14 protein-coding genes are annotated in these 21,125 nt (G+C 69.9%); 10 read left to right on the top strand and 4 right to left on the bottom strand.

The window, feature by feature from the left end; translation table 11 throughout:
* The first annotated feature begins 72 nt into the window (after positions 1-72).
* The 4 genes from U9977_RS07860 to U9977_RS07845 all read left to right on the top strand — a co-directional run bounded on the left by U9977_RS07860 (position 73) and on the right by U9977_RS07845 (position 6,456).
* Complete coding sequence (locus tag U9977_RS07860; RefSeq protein WP_322748527.1) at positions 73-1,707, top strand: FAD-binding oxidoreductase; 1,635 nt, start codon at positions 73-75, stop codon at positions 1,705-1,707.
* Between the two features lie 4 nt (positions 1,708-1,711).
* Positions 1,712-2,422, top strand: a complete 711-nt coding sequence (locus tag U9977_RS07855) for an SDR family NAD(P)-dependent oxidoreductase (protein ID WP_322748526.1) — start codon at positions 1,712-1,714, stop codon at positions 2,420-2,422.
* Between the two features lie 55 nt (positions 2,423-2,477).
* On the top strand, positions 2,478-3,635 hold the full coding sequence (locus U9977_RS07850; protein WP_322748525.1) for a DUF2993 domain-containing protein: 1,158 nt from the start codon (positions 2,478-2,480) through the stop codon (positions 3,633-3,635).
* Positions 3,636-4,002: 367 nt separating this feature from the next.
* Positions 4,003-6,456 carry an ATP-binding cassette domain-containing protein gene (locus U9977_RS07845; protein ID WP_322748524.1) on the top strand — a complete coding sequence of 818 codons (2,454 nt, stop codon included), beginning with the start codon at positions 4,003-4,005 and terminating at the stop codon, positions 6,454-6,456.
* Positions 6,457-6,477: 21 nt separating this feature from the next.
* Here the strand turns inward: U9977_RS07845 and U9977_RS07840 are convergent, their stop codons facing one another.
* On the bottom strand, positions 6,478-8,529 hold the full coding sequence (locus U9977_RS07840; protein WP_322748523.1) for a protein kinase domain-containing protein: 2,052 nt from the start codon (positions 8,527-8,529) through the stop codon (positions 6,478-6,480).
* A 236-nt stretch (positions 8,530-8,765) separates the two neighbouring features.
* Between U9977_RS07840 and U9977_RS07835 the strand changes: the two genes are divergently transcribed.
* On the top strand, positions 8,766-10,046 hold the full coding sequence (locus U9977_RS07835) for a hypothetical protein (RefSeq protein ID WP_322748522.1): 1,281 nt from the start codon (positions 8,766-8,768) through the stop codon (positions 10,044-10,046).
* Positions 10,047-10,239: 193 nt separating this feature from the next.
* Here U9977_RS07835 and U9977_RS07830 read toward each other — a convergent pair whose 3' ends face one another.
* Both U9977_RS07830 and U9977_RS07825 read right to left on the bottom strand, forming a co-directional pair.
* Positions 10,240-11,298, bottom strand: coding sequence for an LLM class flavin-dependent oxidoreductase (locus tag U9977_RS07830; RefSeq protein WP_322748532.1), 1,059 nt, complete (start codon positions 11,296-11,298; stop codon positions 10,240-10,242).
* 277 nt (positions 11,299-11,575) lie between these two features.
* Positions 11,576-12,589 (bottom strand): Acg family FMN-binding oxidoreductase, encoded by a 1,014-nt coding sequence (locus U9977_RS07825; RefSeq protein WP_322748521.1) that lies wholly within the window; start codon positions 12,587-12,589, stop codon positions 11,576-11,578.
* A gap of 89 nt (positions 12,590-12,678) precedes the next feature.
* Here U9977_RS07825 and U9977_RS07820 point away from each other — a divergent pair, with 89 nt between their 5' ends.
* From U9977_RS07820 to cydD, 5 genes are all read left to right on the top strand, one after another.
* Positions 12,679-13,314, top strand: coding sequence for a response regulator transcription factor (locus tag U9977_RS07820; protein WP_322754578.1), 636 nt, complete (start codon positions 12,679-12,681; stop codon positions 13,312-13,314).
* A gap of 132 nt (positions 13,315-13,446) precedes the next feature.
* The gene (locus U9977_RS07815) at positions 13,447-14,316 is read left to right on the top strand and encodes a universal stress protein (protein WP_322748519.1); all 870 of its coding nucleotides are present in this window, start codon (positions 13,447-13,449) and stop codon (positions 14,314-14,316) included.
* Positions 14,317-14,550: 234 nt separating this feature from the next.
* Positions 14,551-15,957 carry a cytochrome ubiquinol oxidase subunit I gene (locus U9977_RS07810; RefSeq protein WP_322748518.1) on the top strand — a complete coding sequence of 469 codons (1,407 nt, stop codon included), beginning with the start codon at positions 14,551-14,553 and terminating at the stop codon, positions 15,955-15,957.
* 85 nt (positions 15,958-16,042) lie between these two features.
* Entirely contained in the window at positions 16,043-17,053 is a 1,011-nt protein-coding gene (gene cydB, locus U9977_RS07805; protein WP_322748517.1) for a cytochrome d ubiquinol oxidase subunit II, read from the top strand.
* Positions 17,040-20,663 carry a thiol reductant ABC exporter subunit CydD gene (gene cydD, locus U9977_RS07800; protein WP_322748516.1) on the top strand — a complete coding sequence of 1,208 codons (3,624 nt, stop codon included), beginning with the start codon at positions 17,040-17,042 and terminating at the stop codon, positions 20,661-20,663. The genes cydB and cydD overlap by 14 nt, the downstream gene beginning before the upstream one ends.
* Before the next feature lie 74 nt (positions 20,664-20,737).
* Here cydD and U9977_RS07795 read toward each other — a convergent pair.
* Positions 20,738-21,125: sensor histidine kinase (locus U9977_RS07795; protein WP_416210511.1), on the bottom strand; the 388-nt coding region annotated here is incomplete at its 5' end.

The following is a 21,125-nucleotide window of genomic DNA, read 5'->3' as shown; positions in this document are numbered from 1 at the left end:
AACGAGTCCTGCTGATTGTTCGTGTTGGCCGGATGACGGGATGACGGGATGGCCGGATGACGGGATGACGGGATGACGGGAGCTGGCGGCGGCACGGTCTGGTGGGGCTGGGGCGCGGCGGAGGCGCACACGCCGCTGCCCGCCGGTGTCCGCTCCCTGCTGGAACAGGTTCTGGGTACCGCCTGCCGCGACACCCCACCGGTGGGCCCGGATGCGCTGCGGCTGCCGGTGGGCAGGCTTGGCGACGACGCGCGTGCGGCTCTGGTGGGCGTGCTCGGTCCGGCCTGGGTACGCGACGACCGGGCGAGCCTGGTCCGGCACTGCCGTGGGCGGTCCACGACCGACCTGCTGCGTCTTCGCGCCGGCGACGCCATGGATGCCCCGGACGCGGTCGTCCTGCCCGCAAGCCACGACGAGGTACTCGCCGTGCTCGCGGTCTGTGGCCGCCATCGGCTCGCGGTGGTTCCGTTCGGTGGCGGGACGTCGGTGGTCGGCGGCCTGGTCGCCGTCCGTGCCGGCCTTGCCGGTGTGATCGCGCTCGACATGGCCCGGATGAACCGGCTCGTCAGCGTCGACGCCGAGTCACATATCGTCACAGTTGAACCAGGTATGCGCGGCCCGGCGCTGGAGGCCGGGCTCGCCACGCACGGCTTCACCCTCGGCCATCTGCCGCAGTCGTGGGAGTACGCGACGGTCGGTGGGTTCGCCGCGACCCGGTCCAGCGGCCAGGCATCCGCCGGCCACGGTCGGTTCGACAGCATGGTCCTCGGTGTCCGGGTCGCCACCCCGGTCGGCACCTGGGAACTCGGCCGCGCGCCCGCGTCCGCCGCCGGACCCGATCTGCGCGAGCTCGTACTCGGTTCCGAAGGCGCCTTCGGGGTCATCACCCAGGTGCGGCTGCGGGTGCGACCCCGGCCTGAGGCGACCTACTACGAGGGCTGGCGCCTGACGGATTTCATCGGCGCGGCCGACGTGCTGCGCGCCCTGGCACAGCGGGATCTGCTGCCGACGGTCGTGCGGCTCTCGGATGAGGTCGAGACCGCGGCCGGCCTGCCCGGCGGTGGCCCTGTCGGCGGCGACCCCGCCACCGGCGACCCCGCCACCGGCGACTCCGCCACCGGCGGCGGCTGTCAGCTGATCACCGGGTACGAGGGCCGGGCCGGCTGGGTCGCCGCGCGCCGGTCCGAGGTCGGCGAACTGCTGCGCGCGGCCGGCGCGGTCGCGTTGGGGCGCGACATCGGGGCCAGCTGGGTGCGTGACCGCTTTCGCGGCCCGTACCTGCGCGATGCCCTGCTGGACGTCGGGATGTTCGCCGAGACGCTGGAGACGGCCGGGTTCTGGTCGACGCTGCCCGGCCTGTACACCGGTGTACGGGACGCGATCGTCGCGGCTCTGGCCGCGCAGGATGCGCCGGGGGCGATCATGTGTCACATCTCGCACGTCTACCCGACCGGCGCGTCGCTGTACTTCACCGTCGTGTGTCCCCAGCCCGGCGAACCGGTGGCGAGCTGGGTGGCGGTGAAGGCCGCAGCCACCCGCGCGGTCCTCGACGCGGGCGGGACCATCACCCACCATCACGCCGTCGGCACCGACCATCAGCCGTGGCTCGCGGCGGAGATCGGTGACATCGGGATGGCCGTCCTGCGCTCGGTCAAGGACACCCTCGACCCGGCCGGAATCCTCAATCCGGGAATTCTCCTACGGTAAGCGCATGCAGCAGCAGCAGGAGGACGAGCGGGCGCTCGTCGTCGTCGGACCGGGGCGGGCCTTCGGCGTCCAGCTCCTGCGCCGGTTTGCCCGGGAGGGCTTCGCGCTCGGCGTGATCGCTCGTTCGGCCGACACGGTCGGGCGGATCGAAGCCGACCTCGCCCGGGAGGATGTCGCGGTCGCCGGCGAAGTTGCCGATGTCACCGAGCCGGGCGCCGTCACCGCGGCGTTGGGCAAACTCGCAGACGGGCTCGGCGGCCTGACCGCCGTCGTCTACAACGCGAAGCTGAGCATCCGGGGCACTGCGCTGTCGGTGTCGGCGGAGACGGTCAACCAGACGTTGGCGGTCAACGTGACCGGCGCTCTCACCGTGGTGCAGGCCGCTGTGGGGTTGCTGGCTGATCGTCCTTCGACATGCGTACTGCTGACCGCGGCCGGGCTGCGCACCGAACCGGCCGCCGGGCGCTTCGCCCTCGCGATCGGCAAGGCCGGTCTGCTCGCGCTCGGGACGTCGCTTGCGCCGGTGCTGCAGGCGCGTGGAATCCGGCTTCGAACCGTGGTGTTGGAGGCCCGCGTCGCACCTGCCGGCCCGCTCTCGCCGGAGGCGGTGGCCGAGCACTTCTGGAACGTCTATTCGGCCCCGCGCGGATCGGTTTTCCGACTCGTCCCACCGAAAGGGTCCGACCGGGCACCGCAGCTGTTCGGGGAGGTCTGACGCCTGTCTGACCCAAGTCGTGCCAGGACCCGCCGATCGTGCGACCATCCAGACCGTGAGACGTGGACCTGATGACGACTCGGACCGGGGTAGCGGGTCGGAGGACTCGACCCGCCGCCTGCCACCGCCCGCCGGTACCCAGCCGGGCGGTGGAACGCGCAAGGCACAGGTCGTGGGTCCCGTCGGTCCGCCGCCGCCGGCGGATTCGTTCCGCCCGGCCGGTCGACAACCGCGAACCCGCGCCGATCCCGTCCGGCCGGCGAACCCGCCCCTTGCCGACACCCGACGCACCGATTCGTATCCGGCCGGTGCCCATCCAGCCGAGTCCTACCGGGACGAGTCCTACCGGGCCGAGTCGCGCCCGGCGGACCGCGGCCCGGCGTACCCGGGTTACGGGGCCGGTTCCGATTACACGGCGCAGCGCCCGTCAGCCGTGCCACCGGTCGAGCCGGCCGGCGTGATGGCCTCGCCGGCCGCTCCGGCTCGCCGGCGGCGTCGACGCAGATGGCCGATCATCACACTGATCGTGCTGTTCGCGTTGCTGGTTGTGGCCGACCGTGCGTCGGTACCGATCGCCGAAAGCCAGATGAAGGCGAAGGCGCAGGCGGCGGTCGCCCAGTCCAGCAAGGATCCGACGGTCGCGCCACCCACGGTGACCGACGTCAGCATCGGCGGCATCCCGTTCCTGACCCAGATCCTGTTCGGTAAGTATGACGACCTGCGGGTGACGGTGACGGGCATCTCCACACCCGGGCCGCGTATCTCGGCGGTGACAGCCCGCCTACAGGGCGTTCACGTACCGTTCGGGGACGCGATCCGCGGCCAGGTGGGGCAGGTCCCGGTGGACAAGGTGACCGCCGATGTGCAGATCAGCTACAGCGATCTCAACACCTATCTGGCGAGCCTGAAGCTCTCGATCGGGAAGATCCAGGTGGCGCCCGGCAGCGACGGCAAGGTCAAAGTGAATGTGGATGTGTCATTGCCGATCGTGGGTTCGATCATTGGTTCGCAGTCGATCGAAACGGGTTTCACCGTCAAGGACAACAACCTCACGCTGGTTCTACCCGGGGGTCTGGCGCTGCCGGCGATTCCATTGCCGATCGCCGGGCTGCCGTTCAACCTGCGGATCCAGAGTGCCACGGCCGGCAGCAACGGCATCGCGGTGAGGGCGGCGGCCACCGACGTCATCCTTCCCGCCGGGGCCGCCGGCTGAGCCGGCGGTCACCCCGTGGATCTCCGCTCCGTTCCCGCGCCGCGTCGCGTCGAATCAGCGACAGTTCCCGGACCGCCGGGTGGGCGACAGGCAATTATTACTCGTTGGCGGATACTGTCGGACTCGTGGTCGGTCGTCTCCGGACATGACTGATGTGGTCATGACTGCTGTGGACATGTCCGGTACCGACATGGCCGACCCCGCGCAGTCTGCCCCCTGCGTTGTGTCCGTGGTGATTGGTCCACCCAACCTGGATCATGGTCTGTGGACGACGCTACGATTCGGACGACCCGCAAGATCGGACGATCCATGTCGAAGTAGTTCGGCGGGGCATCCGGCCTGTGTCCCGTCCTGAAGGGGGAAACACGTGCAGACGACCCTCAGAGTCGTCAGCGGCGCCATCGTGGCCACCGTGCCTGCCGGCCAGCCGTTCGTCGTCGGGCGTGCCCGCTCGGCCGACTTCGTCATGCCCGATAGTCGGGTGTCCCGCCGGCACCTGCTGATCGAACCGGTCGGCGCGGGCTGGGCCGTGCGGGACATCAGCTCGAACGGAACCTGGCTCGACGGCCAGCGGGTGCAGAGCGTGGACGTGAACGGCGAGATCCGCTTCCGGCTCGGTACCCCGACCGGACCGGAGGTCGTCGTCCTGCCTGAGGTGCCCGCCACCGGCGAGGCTCCCTCCGAGTACGATGATCCGCATTTCGAGATGCCGACGATGCTGCGCAGCGCCGCCCGCGTCGAGTCCGGACCGCAGCTGCCCAGGCAGGCCCCGCGGCGTCTGGATGACGCCGGTGGACCCGACCTTGAGCGTGAGCACGAACGCCAGACGGCCTACCCGCTGCACCCCGGCAGGATGTCCATCGGGCGGTCCCGCGACAACGACATCGTCGTGGGTGACCTGCTGGCTTCCCGCCGGCATGCGGAGCTGTTCGTCGGTCACAGCGCGGCCGGTCCCGGCGATGTGGAGATCGCCGATCTCGAGTCCGCGAACGGCACGTTCGTCAACGGCAAGCGCATCATCCGTGAGCCGGTACCGCAGGGCGCGGTGATTGCCGTCGGTCACCATGTGTTCCAACTTGTCGGCAACGAGCTCGTCGAGTACATCGACTCCGGGGACGTCAGCTTCGAGGCCGACGGTCTGAACGTGTGGGCCGGCCAGAAACAGCTCATGCACGACATGACCTTCCGGCTGCGTGGGAGCGCGCTGCTGGCGGTGGTCGGGCCGAGTGGCGCGGGCAAGTCCACCCTGCTCAACGCCCTCACCGGGTTCCGCCCGGCGGACAAGGGCGAGGTGCGCTACGCCGGTCGGAACATGTACTCCGAGTACGACGAGCTGCGCCGCCGTATCGGTTACGTGCCCCAGGAGGACCTGCTCCACACCACCCTGACCGTGCGGCGGGCCCTCGAGTTCGGCGCCGAGCTGCGGTTCCCGCCGGACACGACCAAGGAGGAACGCGGCGCCCGGGTGGACGAGGTCCTCGCGGAGCTCGGGCTCACCCAGCACGCCGGCACCCAGGTGGCCAGGCTGTCGGGTGGGCAGCGCAAGCGCACCAGCGTCGCGCTCGAGCTGCTGACCAAACCCACCCTGCTCTACCTGGACGAGCCCACCTCCGGGCTCGACCCGGGCATGGACAAGAACGTCATGGAGTCGCTGCGCAAGCTGGCCGACGACGGCCGTACGGTCGTCGTGGTCACCCACAGCGTGGCTCAGCTGGAACTCTGCGACTACGTCCTGGTACTCGCCCCCGGCGGGTACGTCGCCTACTTCGGCCCGCCGCGCGACGCGCTGTCCTTCTTCGGGAAGAAGGACTACCCGGATGTCTTCCTGATGCTGGAGGCGACGCCGGGGGCGGAGTCGGCGGCCAGGTTCCGCCAGTCGCGCTACTACGTGCCCGCGTCGGTGACCGCGCCGTCGGCCCGCCCGGCGCGCGAAGACCTGCCGAGCATCCGCCAGCAGTCGGTGTTCTCCCAGCTGATCACGTTAAGTCGGCGGACGCTGGCGGTGGTTGCGTCCGACAAGTCCTACCTGCGGCTCATCGTCGTGTTCCCGTTCCTGCTCGGGCTGATCCCGCGGGCGATACCCGGTAGTTTCGACCTCGCCGGGGACGGCTCGCCGAACGCGGACGCCGGCACGATCCTGCTGGTGATGGTGTTGTGCGCCTGCTTCATGGGGATGGCGAACTCGGTCCGTGAGATCGTCAAGGAACGGGCGATCTATCGCCGCGAACGGGCGATCGGGCTGTCCCGGACGGCCTACATCGGCTCGAAGATCCTCGTCCTGGCGCTGATCACGACCTTGCAGGCCATCCCGTTCACCCTGATCGCGCTTGTCGGCAGACAGCCCGCCGAGGGGGTCGTGCTCGGCAACTCCCTGGTCGAGTGTCTGATCGCGGTGATCGTGGTGTCGCTGTCCTCGGCCATGCTCGGGCTCGTCATCTCCGCACTGGTCGACAACGCGGACAAGACCATGCCGCTGCTCGTGCTCCTCACCATGGCGCAGCTGGTGTTCAGCGGTGGCATCCTGCCCGTCCACGGCAAGCCCGGCCTGGAGGAGATCAGCCTGATCGCGCCGGCCCGCTGGGGTTTTGCCGGGTTGTCCTCGGTCGGTGATCTCAACCGGATCAGCCTTGCCGGCGCTACCCGCCCAGACGGCAAATTGATCAATAACAAGGTGGTCGTGGACCCGTTCTTCGACCACACATCGTCGGCCTACCTCACCGACATCGCCGCCGGCGTGGGGATCGGCGTGATCTGTGTCATCGCCACGGCCTTCCTGATCCGCCGGATGGACCCGAAGACCGCCAAGCGCAAGCCGGCGTAGCCGCGACGCCGCCCCCCGCGCTCAGCCGGACTGCCAGCGGGGGGTGGCGTTCAGACCGTTGAACGGGGTCAGCCGCTGCGCGTGGGCGTCGTCGAGGCGGTTCGCGTCCGTCACGTAGATCTCGCGGTTGGTGGCGCCGTCGCGCTGGCTGGTGAAGGCGATCCGTTTGTTGTCCCCGGCTGCGAACGACGGGTCCTGGTCCTGGCCGGGAGCGTTGGTCAGCTGCGCGGCTGCGCCACCGGCGGCGTCCATGACGAAGATGTCCATCTCGGCGAGGTTCGTACCGGCGCTGCGGCGGAACGCGATCCTCTTGCCGTCCGCTGACCAGCACGGGTCGGCGTCGAGACCGTCCCTACCGTCGGTGAGTGCGACGGGCTGGGCGCCGGTGTTGAACGCGTCGACGGTGAACAGCTTGCCGCCGTTGCTCCCGTTCTCGCTGACGAAGTAGACGATCCGGTTGTCCGTCGGTGACCAGGACGGGTCGGTGGCCCCGGCGGGTACGGGTAGTTGCCGGACGCTCGATCCGTCCATCGCGATGACGTAGAGGCCGGTTGAGCCGTCGTTCGGGCCGCGGACAGCCCTGATCACGACGAACCTCCCGGTCGGGTCCACCGACGCCCGGGCATCCGGCGCGAGCTGGACGTCCTGCGCTGGGCCGGCGGTGAAAAGGGAGACCGGCAGGCCGCTGCCGTCGGCGGCGATCGCCTTGAGGCTGGGGGAGGAGTCACCCACCGTGTAGAGGACGGTCTTGCGTCTGGGCCCGACGATCACCGGGAGCGTGTCCGGATCCGTATCGTGGGTCAGCTTTCGCGGCGATCCCACCAGACCGTTCGGGCCGACCTGCGCGCTGAAGATGTCCTTCTTGCCGTCCTGCTCGCTGGAGTAGACCAGCGTGTCGTCGCCGAGCGCGACAGTGGCCTTCGGCAGGATGTCGGTGACCTTCGCCTGGTTGTCGCCCGGGTCGGAGCTGGTGGCCAGCGCCAGCACCGCCCCGGCCACCGCCGCCACCGCGACCCCGCTGCCCGCGACGACCAGCGCTGTCCGGCGGCGGGGCCGCGGCAGCGGGCTGTCGCCCCGAACGGTGGCCGGCGTGGACGTCCCACGGGTGCCGCGCGTTGCAATGCCACCGGACGCGCCACCGGACGCGCTACCGGGCGCGCTACCGGGCGCGGGTAGCTGCCAGTCGCGTAACACCTGGGTGACCGTTGCCTCGGGGTCGACCTGCTCTGTCGACAGCGGCTCGCCGAGCAGGCGCAGCATCAGCTGCTGCGCGCTCGGTCGGGCCGAGGGAGCCTTGACCATCGCGCTCGCGACGATCTCGCGCAGGGGGCTGTCCAGCCCGTCCAGGCGGGGCTCCTCGCTCACCGCACGGTAGAGCAGAACCTGCGCGCTGCCTTCGCCGAAGGGGTAGCGGCCGGTTGCGGCAAAGGTGATGAGCCCGCCCCAGGCGAAGATGTCCACCGCCGGGGTGACCGGCTCGCCCTGGATCTGTTCGGGTGCCATGAAGGCGGGGGTGCCGAGCTGCTGGAGGTCCCCGGTGAGGTCGCTGACGGCGTCCAGCGCGCGGGCGATCCCGAAGTCGATGACGCGGGGCCCGAAGGGGGAGAGCACCACGTTGGAGGGCTTGAGGTCCCGGTGCACGATGCCGGCGCTGTGGATCGCGGTCAGGGCCGCGGCAACGCCGACCGCGAGTTGCTCAAGGTTCGCCGCCGACAGCGGGCCGTTCTCGGTCACGAACTTCGCCAGTGTCCGGCCCTCGATGAACTCGGTGACCAGATACGGTTGTTCGGCATCCGGTGCCGCGTCGAGTACCTCGGCGGTGCACACCCGGGCGACCCGGCGGGCCGTTTCGGCTTCCAGCCGGAAACGCGACCGGAACTCGTGGTCGTCGGCCACGTCGGCCCGGATCACCTTGATGGCGACCAGCCGGCCGGTTTCGGTGCGCCCGAGATAGACGGTTCCCATTCCGCCCTGGCCGAGCGTGCCCAGCAGGGTGTAAGCACCGAGCTGGGCGGGGTCGTGGGGACCCAGCGGGGCCATCTGTGCGTTCAGAGCCGCATCCGGCGCCGTCATTGTCGACCTACCCCCAGACCGCGTGCCATTCGCAACGTCCGCTCAGACCGGCCGGACAGGTCTTCAAGGTACTCCCGCGGTCGTCTCGCTGACTCCCGGCTTTCCCATCGGATCAGGCATGACATGCTCCTGGTATGGCGCGGTCGCGACGGTTGTCTTCGGTAAGCGCTTCTGTGTTTGTTGGCGTGGTGGCCGCTTTTCTGTTAGCGGTGGGTTGTGGTAATGCGAGTTCACCGGTGTCGCCTGCGTCGGCGGCGGCGTCAAGCGCCGGTTCGGGTGGGTCACCCACAGCTGCGCCACCGGCGACCGACCCCACCGCGCCGGTGTGGGGCTTTGTCCGCTCGGACGAGGCTGCGCCGCCCCTTGACGTCGCGCGGACGCCCGCGCCCTTTGTTCAGGCCGGCAGCTGGCAGTCCGCGGCGGGCGGCAGTGGTGCGGCGGGCGGCAGTGGTGCGGCGGGCGGCAGTGGTGCGGCGGCGACGGTGGTCCGGCGGGATGTCGGTCGCTACAGCGTGACGTTCCCGGGGATCGGCGTACCCGGCGGGCGCGGTGTCGCGGTGGCGTCCGCGGTCGGCGACCAGCCCGTGAGCTGCCACACCGAGCGGTGGGTACGGTCGGGTTCGGCCGAGGACGTGACCCTGTCCTGCCGGTCGCCGGCCGGGGACTACGCCGACTCGCGGTTCACCGCGTTGTTCACCTTCGCGCCGGCGTCCTATCGTGCGCCGTCGACCTTCTCCGACACGTACTTCCGCGGGCAGGGGGTGAGCCCGACCCCCACCGGGGCGTCGGTGTCGGTCCCGCCGCCCTATACCTACTTTCGCGACGACGCCCCCGGCCAGGCGTCGACCCCGGCGGGCGACCACTACGACGCCGCCGGCCCGGCCGCGTCCATCTCGATCAACCGGATCGGGGTCGGGCGCTACTCGATCGATCTGGTCGGTCCGACCTATTCCGCCCGGGAGGGCAACAACCTCCAGGTCAACGCGATCGGCTCCACCCCGGCCGGTTGCAACCCGCTCGGCCGGGACGAGAAGGCCGACCGGCAGACCATCTTCGTCGGTTGCGCCGTGGGCGAGACCTGGACCGACACCCCGTTCGTCCTCATCTACACCAATCAGCACGCGATGATCGGGGCGGACAACGTGCCGTTCGGGCATGCTTTCACCGGCCAGGAGGTCGCCGGCTCAGGGAAGATCGTGCAGCCGCCCCTGGGCAGGACGGTGGAGGTGTGGGACCGGTACACCGCCAACAGCGCCGGCAAGGCGAACACCGTCCGTCACCTCTCGGCCGGTGCGTATGAGGTGACCTTCCCGGCGGCCGGCCGCACCCCGGACACCGTCGAGGTCATCCCCTACGGTGAGCCGACCCACCGGTGCGCGATCGGTGGTTGGAGTTCACCGCGCGGCACCACCGCCGGCGACGTGACGGTCTCGGTCTTCTGTGTGGACCCGGCCGGCGCCCGGTCCGACACCCAGTTCAGTCTCGCCTATGTCAGCGCCGCGGTCCTGACGTCCTGACGTCTGCCCGCCCAGCGCTGTGCCGGCGCTGAGCTGGGCCGGCGCTACGCCGTGGTGGAGGCGCTGGGTAGCTCCCCCCGTGGGCTGCCCGGTCTCGCCCCCACCCGGCGGACCTGCGAGTCAGATCAAACTGGATGCAGGCGCGTCACACATCGTCATTCGCTGGGATTCGGGCACACGTTCGCCACGGATTTCATCCGGTACGGCTCGCTGGTGCCCCACTGGACACGGGGTGGCGTGACAGGTCCGCGAACTCGGCGATCAGTTCGTAGGAACGCAGCCGGTCGGCATGCGGGTTGACGTTCGTCGTAATCATGATCTCATCCGCGTCCGTCGCGTCGATGAGCGCGTCCAGGCCGACCCGGACGGTCTCGGGTGACCCGACGATGTGGGACGCCGTCGCGCTGTCGGCTGCGGCGCGTTCGGCCGGCGTCCAGGGATACGCATGGGCCTGCGCGGGGGTGGGAAACACGCCCGGCTGCCCGTGCCGTAGCCGCAACATCGCCAGTTTGGTCGGCCCGGCAAGCCACTGCGCGGCCGTGTCGGTTTCCGCGCACAGGACAGCAGCGGCAACCATCGCGTAGGGCCGGTCCCAGCCCGGCGACGGGCGGAACGTCGACCGGTACAGATCAAGTGCCGGAAGTGTGTTGGCCGAGCTGAAATGGTGAGCGAAGGCGAACGGCAGGCCGAGAATCCCGGCGGCCTGGGCGCTGTAGCCGCTGGAGCCGAGCAACCAGATCGGCGGCATGTCGCTCTGCGGAACGGCGGTCACCGCCCGCAGTGGATGATCGGGGGGGAAGGTGCCGCCGAGGAAGGCGACGAGCTCGGCGAGCTGGGCGGGGAAGTCATCGGCGGACAGCGGGCCGGTCGAGCGCCGCAGCGCTCGGGCGGTTGCCGCGTCCGTTCCAGGTGCCCGTCCGATGCCGAGGTCGACCCGTCCCGGAAACAGTGCTCCGAGGGTCCCGAACTGCTCGGCGATCACGAGCGGTGCATGGTTGGGCAACATGATTCCGCCCGAGCCGATCCGAATGCCGCTCGTCGCGGCCCCGACCTGTCCGATCAGGATGGAGGTCGCGGAGCTCGCGATCCCAGGCATGCCGTGGTGTTCGGCGATCCAGTACCGGGTGTAGCCAAGCCGTTCGGCGTGGCGTGCCAGGTCAAGGGTATTGCGCACCGCATGGGTGGGCGTTGAACCTGATGCGACCGGCACCAGGTCGAGGACGGACAGGGGTACGGCGCGGTTGAGGCTCACCTCAAAGGACAACCGCCGGCATCCACGAGGAACTTCCCGGCTCTCGTCCCGTGCAACGTCTCCGGCGATCTGACCGCAGCACGATGCGACGGCCGGGAACCCGGTACTGTAGTGAGGTGCCGGCCGTGACATGGCCCCCGGGCTCACCCCATTGTCGCTGCGAGCGACCACGCGCCGAGAGGCGACCTGCGCGGCCGGCACCTTCGTACCTGGGCGCGCGTTCATGCGAACCCGTTCACTCGGACCCGTTCACTCGGACCCGTTCACTCGGACCCGTTCACTCGAACCGCAGGATGTCGTCGACCGACCGGCGGGGTGTCGCCTCCAACGGCTCGGCGTCCGGCAGCGGGTAGCCGACCCTGATGATCATCTGGATGTGCCCGAGGCCACCGATCGAATGCCGCAGCAGCTCCCGGGTCGCCTCGAGATCAACGGCCTGACCCAGCGGAGACGTGGCGATACCCCGCGCGGTCGCGGTCAGCAGAACCCGTTCCATGGCCTGGCCGGCTCGCAGGCGATCGGTCGGCGTGTCGCCGTCGGTGCCGATCAGGACCACCATGGGACGTTCCACGTCAGTCTGGTGTAGTGCCAGGCCGGGTTCACCGACCACATTGAAGTCACGGATCGTGAATTCGGACTGCCGCGGCTGATCTGAGCTGATCACCACATCGCGGGGTATGCCGTCGACCGCATCCGCGGTGGTTCGGCTCCATGCCGTAAGTTCCGCCCGATAGGCCGGGTCGTGGTTCTCCAACCAGTCGGCGCGGGCGATCAGCACGCTCGTGTCGATGCGCAGGTCGGCGTCGTCCAGGGACACCAGCCACCCAGCCTCCACCTCGGCCGCCCGCCGCAGCGCCCGCAGCGCGTCGGGCTCCAGGGTGCGCGGGTCGAAGGGCCTGCGGTCGGTGCGCCGATGGCGGGTTGCCGCGAGCAGCATGTCGTTGTCGGGATCAGCGGGTTGGGCGCTCGTGGCGGGGCTGATGTGGATCGTGGCCAACGGTCCGGCGTCAAGGTCGTCACGGGTCGCCGGGAAGATCGTCACGGTTGGGATGAGCCCCGCCGCCCGGATGGCGAGGCGGGCGTGCAGGAGCGCCGCGCCGCAGCTCAGCAGGAGTTGACGACCATCGGGGTCGGCGACGTCGAGCCGGCGGGAGAGATCGGCCAGGAGGTCCAAGCCGGTGGCGCTCACTCGCCAACGCCACGGCTGGGTGTTGTGGATTGACGGGGCCAGACCCGCTGTCTCGACGACCGTGCGGGCGAGGTCCTTCGACAGAGTGTCGCTGCTAGTCACCTACACGACGGTAGGCCCTTCGGTCTGTCATGTCCTGTTGCCTGCGATCCATGGTCGCTAAGGCCCCCTCGGCGGGTATCGTCGGTTCGGTGGAGCCTGTCCGCGTATTCGTTCTCGATGACCACGAGATCGTCCGGCGCGGGATGCGCGAGCTACTGGAAAGCCAGGGCGACATCAAGGTCGTGGGGGAGGCCGGCCTGGTGGCCGAGGCCCTGCGGCGCATCCCGGCGCTACGTCCTGACGTCGCCATACTCGACGCGCGCCTGCCCGACGGCAGCGGCATCGATGTGTGTCGTGACATCCGCTCCGGTACACCGGAGGTCCCTTGCCTGATCCTGACATCCCACGACGACGACGAAGCTCTCTTTGCCGCGATCATGGCCGGCGCCGCCGGCTATGTGCTCAAGCAGATCAGAGGTAACGATCTTATCGGCGCGGTCCGGACAGTGGCGTCCGGCCAGTCCATGCTCGATCCCGCGGTCACCCAGCGGGTGCTGACCCGGTTGCGCGACGGCGCGCCCGAAGACCGCATGCTCTCGGCCCTCAGCGAGCGGGAGCGTCAGATCCTCGGCCTGATCGCCGAGGGGCTGACCAACCGCCAGATCGCCAGCCGGATTCATCTCGCTGAGAAAACAGTCAAGAACAACGTGTCCTCCATCCTGGAGAAACTCGGTCTGACCAGCAGGACGCAGGCGGCGGTGTTCGCCACCAAGATTTCCGGCTGACGGACTTCCCGCCTGACGGGCCCGCGCTGGCGGACTTTCCGCCTGACGGGCCCGCGCGGGCGGGACTTTCGGTCCCGCGGTCTACCCGAATCGCTCTCGTTCGCGTCGCCAGGCGCTGCGAGGGTGAACAGGGTGGAGACGACATCCGATATCGTGGTGGGAATCGATGCGTCCGCGGATGCCGAGTTGGCCCTGCGCTGGACTTTGGTGCACGCAGCGTTGGCCGGCGCGCGGATACGAGCGGTGCTCGCCTGGGGTCCGGGCGGGCGTCCACGTGTTGTGGACGACATTTCGCCGTCGATCGGCGTCGACGACCTCGAGCGTGCGGCAATGCAGGTGCTGCATGACGCGGTCCGGCGGACGCATCCCTGTGACCTCGGTGTCGATGTCGTGGAAAGGACGGTTTACGACGCGCCGTCGGACGCCCTCGTCGAGGAGTCCCGGGATTCGTTGATGCTCGTTGTCGGCGCACGCGGGCTCGCCCGGATGCGCCGGACGTTCGTCGGTTCGGTCAGTGCGCGATGCGTGCAGGAAGCCCCCGTTCCGGTGGTGGTCGTACGCGGTCCGGCTCCACCGCAGCCGGATCGTCGCCCGATTCTTGTCGGCGTCGACGGCTCGGCGCCGTCCCTGACGGCACTGCGCTGGGCTGCGGTCGAGGCGAGGATGCGTCACGTTCCGTTGCTGGTATCGCACTGCTGGCAACCCCAACCGCCACCGAATGCCGCCGGCCTCCCCCTGTTCGACGAGGCGGAGCTGGAAAAGGCTGCCGGCATCACCCTTGACACCGCTGTTGAACAAGGGCTCGCACGCAATCCCGACATTGCCGTCGAGGCCACCCTGGTCGCCGCTGCGGCAGCGTACGGCCTGATCGTGGCCGCCCGTGCGGCCCAGTTGCTGGTGGTCGGTGCCCGCGGCCACGGCGGGTTCGGCGGTCTGCTGCTCGGGTCCGTCGGCCACCAGGTTGTGACGCACGCTCCGTGCCCGGTCGCTGTTATCCGCTAGGGCTAAAGGCCCGAATCCCCAGTTCGGCTTGGCCAAAGGTGATGCGATCGTCGTTCTGTCGCATCACCGGCGGCCGCAATCAACGGTTCGGCTTGGCCAAAGGTGATGCGATCGTCGTTCTGTCGCATCACCGGCGGCCGCAATCAACGGTTCGGCTTGGCCAAAGGTGATGCGATCGTCGTTCTGTCGCATCACCGGCGGCCGCAATCAACGGTTCGATGAAAGGGAAGGCAGATGAGTCACGACACGATAGCCCGCTGGCAGTTCGCCATCACCACGGTCTACCATTTTCTGTTCGTCCCGTTGACAATCGGACTGTCGCTGCTGGTCGCGGTCATGCAGACGGCGTGGAACCGGACCGGCCACATTGAATGGCTCCGCCTGACCCGCTTCTGGGGAAAGCTGATGCTCATCAATTTTGCGATGGGGGTGGTCACGGGAATAGTCCAGGAGTTCCAGTTCGGAATGAACTGGTCGGACTACTCGCGCTTTGTCGGCGACGTCTTCGGCGCGCCGTTGGCCATGGAGGCGTTGATCGCGTTCTTCCTGGAGTCCACTTTCCTCGGTTTGTGGATCTTCGGGTGGGACCGGCTCTCCAAGAACGTCCACCTCGCCACCATCTGGCTGGCGTCGCTGGGAACGGTGATCAGCGCCTATTTCATCCTGGCGGCAAACTCGTGGATGCAGCATCCGGTCGGTTACCGAATCAACCCCGACACCGGGCACGCGCAGCTCACCTCGATCTGGGCGGTGCTCACGAACCCGACGCAGCTGGTCACCTTCCCGCACGTGCTGGCGGCTTCGCTGCTGACCGGCGGGGCCGTGGTGGTCGGGCTGTCCTGCTGGCACCTGCGGCGGGGCCACCAGGTGGAGCTGCACCGGCGGGCTGTGCACCTGGGCCTGGTCGTCTGCGCCGTCGCGTCGGTCGGGGTAATGGTCTCCGGGCACTTCCAGGGGCAGGTCATGACCCGCCAGCAGCCGATGAAGATGGCCTCCGCCGAGGCGCTGTGGGACACCGAACGCGGGGCGGGGCTTTCGCTGTTCGCCTACGGTGACGTCTCGCACGGCGAGAACAAGATCGACATTAAGGTGCCGTACCTGCTGTCCTTCATGGCCACCAACACGTTCTCCGGGACGGTCCGGGGCGTCAACGACCTGCAGGCCGCCGAGGTCGCGAGGTACGGCCCGGGTGACTACACCCCGGTGATGGGCGTCACCTTCTGGAACTTCCGCGCCATGATGGGGCTCGGTGCGGCCTACTTCAGCCTTGCCCTGCTCGGGCTGCTGCGGATGCGCGGCGGCCACCTGCCCGGCGGACGCTATCTCCTGCTCGCATTCGTGTGGGCCTCGGCCCTGCCGTATCTGGCGAACACCGCCGGCTGGATCTTCACCGAGATGGGCCGCCAGCCGTGGGTCGTGTTCGGCCTGTTGCGCACATCCGACGCCGTGTCGCCCGGGGTCTCCACGACAGCGGTGATCGCGACTCTGGCCGGCTTCACGGTCATCTACGGAGCGTTGGCAGCCGTCGCGCTGCAGTTGTTCCTGCGCCACGGGCGGCACGAGATACCAGCCCTGAACCCGAACGTGACCATTGGCGGCCGATCCCGGCCTGGCGAGGCATTGCCGTCGCTCGCCTACTGACATCCCAGGACCGCTGACCGTAGAGCCGCCGGGCACGCGAGACAAGCGATGATCGCGTGCCCGGCGGCCGGGTAGGAGTAGGGCGATGCTTGAGGAGTTCTGGTTCGTACTGGTTGCCGTCCTGTGGGTCGGCTTCTTCGTCCTGGAAGGCTTCGACTTCGGCGTGGCCGCGTTGCTGCCGGTAGTCGGCGGGAGCGACGAGACCGACCGACGGGCGGTGCTCGGCACCATCGGCCCGGTGTGGGACGCCAACGAGGTCTGGCTGCTCACCGCGGGTGGGGCGATGTTCGCCGCATTCCCGGAGTGGTATGCGAGCCTGTTCAGCGGAATGTACCTTGCGCTGTTCCTCGTCCTGTTTTCATTGATCATCCGCGGGGTGTCCCTGGAGTACCGCGGCAAGGCCACCACCGCGGCCGGACGGGCCTGGTGCGACCGGGGGATCGTGATCGGCGGCGTGCTGCCGGCGTTGCTGTTCGGGGTCGCCTTCGCGAACATGGTGCGGGGCCTGGAGATGACCCCCGACCATAACGTGACGAGTGGCTTTCTCTACCTGCTGAACCCCTACGCCCTACTGGGTGGGGTGACCATGCTGTTGCTGTGCGTTCTGCACGGCTCTGTGTTCCTGGCGCTCAAGACCCGCGGCGCGGTACGCGATCGCGCCCGTCTGGTGACCCGGAGCCTGGCCGTGCCGACGCTGGTCGCCTTTGCCGCCCTTGTTGTGTGGACGGTCACGATCCGTGGTGGAATCGCCTCGGCGGCAGTCGCGGCCACGGCTCTGCTCGCGTTGGGTTTTGCCGTTCTGGCCTGGTTCGGCGAACGGGACGGCTTGGCGTTCGCCGGCACCGCCGGTGCGATCGCCCTGCTGGTGGCAAGCTGGTTCGCCGCCCTGTTCCCGGATGTGCTGCCGGCCCGCGGCACGCCCGGGAACAGTCTGACCATCAGCGCCGCGGCGTCCGGGGCCTACACACTCACCGTTATGACATGGGTGGCGGTTCTGTTCACCCCGGTAGTACTCGGCTACCAGGCGTGGTCGTACTGGGTCTTCCGACGGCGGCTGGTCGGGGCGGATCTGGCGGGATCCCATGAGACCGGTTGATCCACGGCTGCTGCGCACCGTGCCGGCCCTGCGCCGCTACCTGGTGCGGTTCGGGGCGCTCGCGGTCGCGTCGGGGGTCCTGGTGGTGATCCAGACAACGGTGTTGGCCGACATCGTGGTCACGGGTCAGGTCGTGGTCACGGATCCGACGGCCCTGCTCGGGCGGCACAGCGGCGCCTGGGACGGCGCCCGGATCGGGGCCGGAACCGGGATCGGGGTCGCGGTTCTCATCGCGGTCGTCGCCGCCCGGTCGGTGGTGGTCTGGTTGTCCGAGCGGACCGCGCAGCGGACCGCCCCGGCGGTCTCGGCGGATCTGCGTGCCGCCATGCTCGGGGCGGTCGTGGAACAGCTGGCCGTCGAGCAGGCGTCCGGCGAGCAGGCGTCCGGCGAACATGGCGGCGGCGGCGGGCGGGACCGGGACGGCGGATCGGGGGCGCTCGCGGTCACCGCGGGCGCCGGCCTCGACGGTATGGACGCCTACCTCACCCGCTTTCTACCGGCACTGGTCACGGTGGTGGTCGTCCCGCCGTTCCTGCTCGTCCGCATCGCCGGTGCGGACCTCACATCCGCGATCATGCTCGCCGTCGCCCTCCCACTGGTACCGATCTTCATGGTGCTGGTGGGGCTCGCCACCCGGGCTCGGACCGACCAGCAGTGGGCGGTGCTCGGCCGGTTGTCCGGGCACTTCCTCGACGTCGTCGAGGGCTTGCCGACATTGAAGATCTTCAATCGGGCGAAGGCTCAGGTGGAGGTGATCCGCCGGATCACCGATGCCTACCGGGAACAGACCATGGTGGCGTTGCGCTGGGCGTTCGTATCGTCGTTCGTTCTGGAGCTGCTGGCGACCCTGTCGGTGGCGCTGGTCGCGGTGTCGGTCGGACTTCGGTTGGTGTCGGGCTCGCTCGACCTGCGTAGCGGGCTGGTCGCGCTGCTGCTCGCCCCGGAGGTGTACCTGCCGCTGCGCCAAGTCGGCACGCAGTATCACGCGACTGTGTCCGGCCTGACCGCGGCCGGTGCCGCCCTCGATGTGATCGACGCCGTGCCCACCGGCGCCGTACCCACCGGCGCTGGCACCCGCACCGTGGCCGGCGGCTCGGCCGGCCGGCGGCCGGTTCCCGTTCCCGTTCCCGTTCCCGTTCCCGTTCCCGTTCAGTTCGACACACTGCGGCTGGACGGGGTGCAGCTGCGCCATGCCCAGCGCGTCGACCTGACCATCCGTCGCGGTGAGATCGTCGCGCTGGTCGGGCCGAGCGGCGCTGGTAAGAGCACGTTGCTGGCCCTGCTGCGTGGGGCGCTCATCCCGGCGCAGGGCCGGGTGTTGGTGGACGGCACCGATCTCGCCGCCCTTGACCCGGCCGGCTGGCGGGCCCGGATCGCCTGGCTGCCGCAGCGTCCCCATGCGGTCTGCGGTGGCACGGTCGCCGACGAGGTCCGGCTGGGACGGCCGGGCGCCGGTGCCGCCGAGGTCACCGCGGCGTTGGCCGCCGCGGGTGCGCCACCGGCGGGTCGTGCCGTGGGCGAGGACGGCGGGGAGCTGTCAGCCGGTGAGCTACGCCGGGTGGCGCTGGCCCGGGTACTGGTCCGCAACGCCGCGTTGGTCCTGCTCGACGAACCGGGGGAAAGCCTGGACGCCGCCGCGGAGGAGCATGTGGCCGCGGCGGTCGCGGCGCTGCGCGGACATGCCACGGTGGTACTCGTGGCGCACTCCGACGTGCTTGCCGGGGTCGCCGATCGGGTGATCACAATCTCGGCGGGACGGGTGACCGATGACCGCACGACGGTACCCACGCCGTTGTGCCCACCGGGCGTTCTCGTTGCAACACCCGTCGTCGTCCCGATTGCCATCGTCCCCGATCCTGTCCCTGCTGCCGCTGTCGGTGCTGTCGGTGCTGTCGGTGCTGTTGGGGCCGCCGGTCTGTCGGGAGTGTTGCCACGGCGGGCGTTGGTGCTCTTCGCCTCGGCGTGGCAACGGTTCGCGCTCGGCATCCTCGCCGGGGCGGTCGCCCTGGGGTGCGGCATCGGCCTGACTGCCACCTCGGCCTGGCTGATCGTCCGGGCGGCGCAGCACCCACCGGTGCTCACGCTGATGGTAGCGGTCGTCGCTGTACGTGCCTTCGGGCTCGGCCGGCCGGCCTTTCGCTACGTTGAGCGGCTTGCCAGTCACGACGCGGCCCTGCGCGGGCTGGCGCAGCTGCGTGCGGAGGTGTTCGCGCGGCTGGTCCCGCTCGCTCCCGCGGGTCTTGGTAGCCATCGGCGCGGGGACCTGCTGCGCCGTTTCACCGCGGACGTCGACGGGGTCGGGGAGTCGCTGCTGCGGGGTGTAGGCCCGGCTGTGTCCGCGGCGTTTGTCTGTGCCGGGGCGGCGATCGGTGTCACGGTCGTGCTGCCGGCCGCGGGCGCCGTCCTGGCGGTCGGTCTCGCCGTGGCCGCGGTGATCGCCGGGCCGGTGACCGCCCGCCGTACCCGTGGGATGGTCACCGCCACCGCGCTGGCGCGGGCGCGCAGGGACACCGAGATCGTCTCCCTGCTCGACGGTCTGGACGAGTTTGTCGCGTTCGGCGCGGTCCGGTCCAGGCTTGCGCTGCTGCGCCGCCGCGACGACGAGATCCTGCGGCTGGTCGGGCCGTGGCAGCGGTCACCGGCGTGGGGGACGGCGACCGGTTCCCTTGCCGCCGGCCTCACGCTGGCGGCCGTCAGCGTCGTCGGGGTGGACGCCGTGCACCGCGCGGTGCTGTCCCCGGTGATGCTCGGCGTGGTCGTGTTCACCACGATCGCCGCCTTCGAGCCGCTGGCAGGCCTGACCGGCGCCTTCGCGGCACTCGCCGAAGCCCGCCAGGCCGCGGGTCGGGTCTTCGCGGTCCTCGACCGCGAGCCGCCGGTCGGCGAGCCCGCTCGGCCCCGACCCCTGCCCGCCGGCCCACTCGACGTCCGCATGGCCGGCGTCCGCCTGCGGTACGGCCCGCACGGCCCGCTGGTGCTCGACGGCTTCAATCTGTACCTACCGGCCGGCAGCCGGGTCGCGCTCGTCGGGGCCAGCGGCGTGGGCAAGAGCAGCGTCGTCGACCTGCTGCTGCGCTTCCGTGACCCGGTGGCGGGCCGGGTCGAGGTCGGTGGGGTGGACCTGCGGCACGTCGGAACCGACGAGCTGTATCGAAGTGTCACCGGGATGACACAGGATGCGCACGTGTTCGACGCGACGGTGCGGGAGAACCTGCTGATCGCGCGTCCCGGGGCGGCTGACGCGGAGCTCACCGGCGTGCTCGCTCGGGTGGGGCTCGCCGACTGGGTCGCGGCCCTGCCGGACGGCCTGGTGACCCGGGTTGGGGCGGACGGCGAGCGGATGTCCGGCGGCCAGCGTCAACGGTTGCTGCTGGCCCGCGCGCTGCTCGCCGATCCACGGGTGCTCATCCTCGACGAACCGACCGCACACCTTGATCCGGTGACCGAGGCCGCGGTGATGCGCACGATCCTGGACGTGACCCGCGGCCGGACCCTCCTGCTCATCACTCACCGCACCAGCGGTTTCGACGAGCTGGACGCGGTCGTGACACTGGCGGGCACCGCCGACGGGATTGCCGGGGAGATGCCCGCCCTGCGTCGCGCCGCCTGACCGCGCCGCCTGACCGCGTCACCGGATGGGGTCACCGTGATGGGGTGACCGGATCAGGACCCGCCGCAGACGCCCTAGGCGTCCTGATCCGGTACCCGGGTGCGGGCCGACCACGACAGTCGGGTGCCGGCGCCGGCGGGGGAGAACACGATGAACCTGCCCCCCAGCTCCTCGGCCCGGCTGCGCATGTTGGCCAACCCACTGGAGTGGTTGCGCCCATCGGGATCCACGCCGCCGATCCCGTTGTCGATCACATCCACCCGGACTTCTCCGTCGGTGGACCAGACCGTCACGTGCACCTGCGTCGCCCGCGCATGCCGGGCGACGTTGGACAGGGCCTCCCGCAGGACGGCCACCAGATGCTCCCCGACAACGTCACAGACGGTTGAGTCCACGGCACCCTCGAACCGCAGGTGCGGGGTGAACCCGAGGGAGGAGGTGGCGTCGTCGACGATGTCGCGG

The sequence above is a fragment of the Protofrankia sp. Cas8 genome (assembly GCF_963555845.1).
Taxonomy (GTDB): Bacteria; Actinomycetota; Actinomycetes; order Frankiales; family Frankiaceae; genus Protofrankia.
The sequence above is the reverse complement of the archived record's forward strand: the minus strand, read 5'-3'. Positions and strand labels throughout refer to the sequence as shown.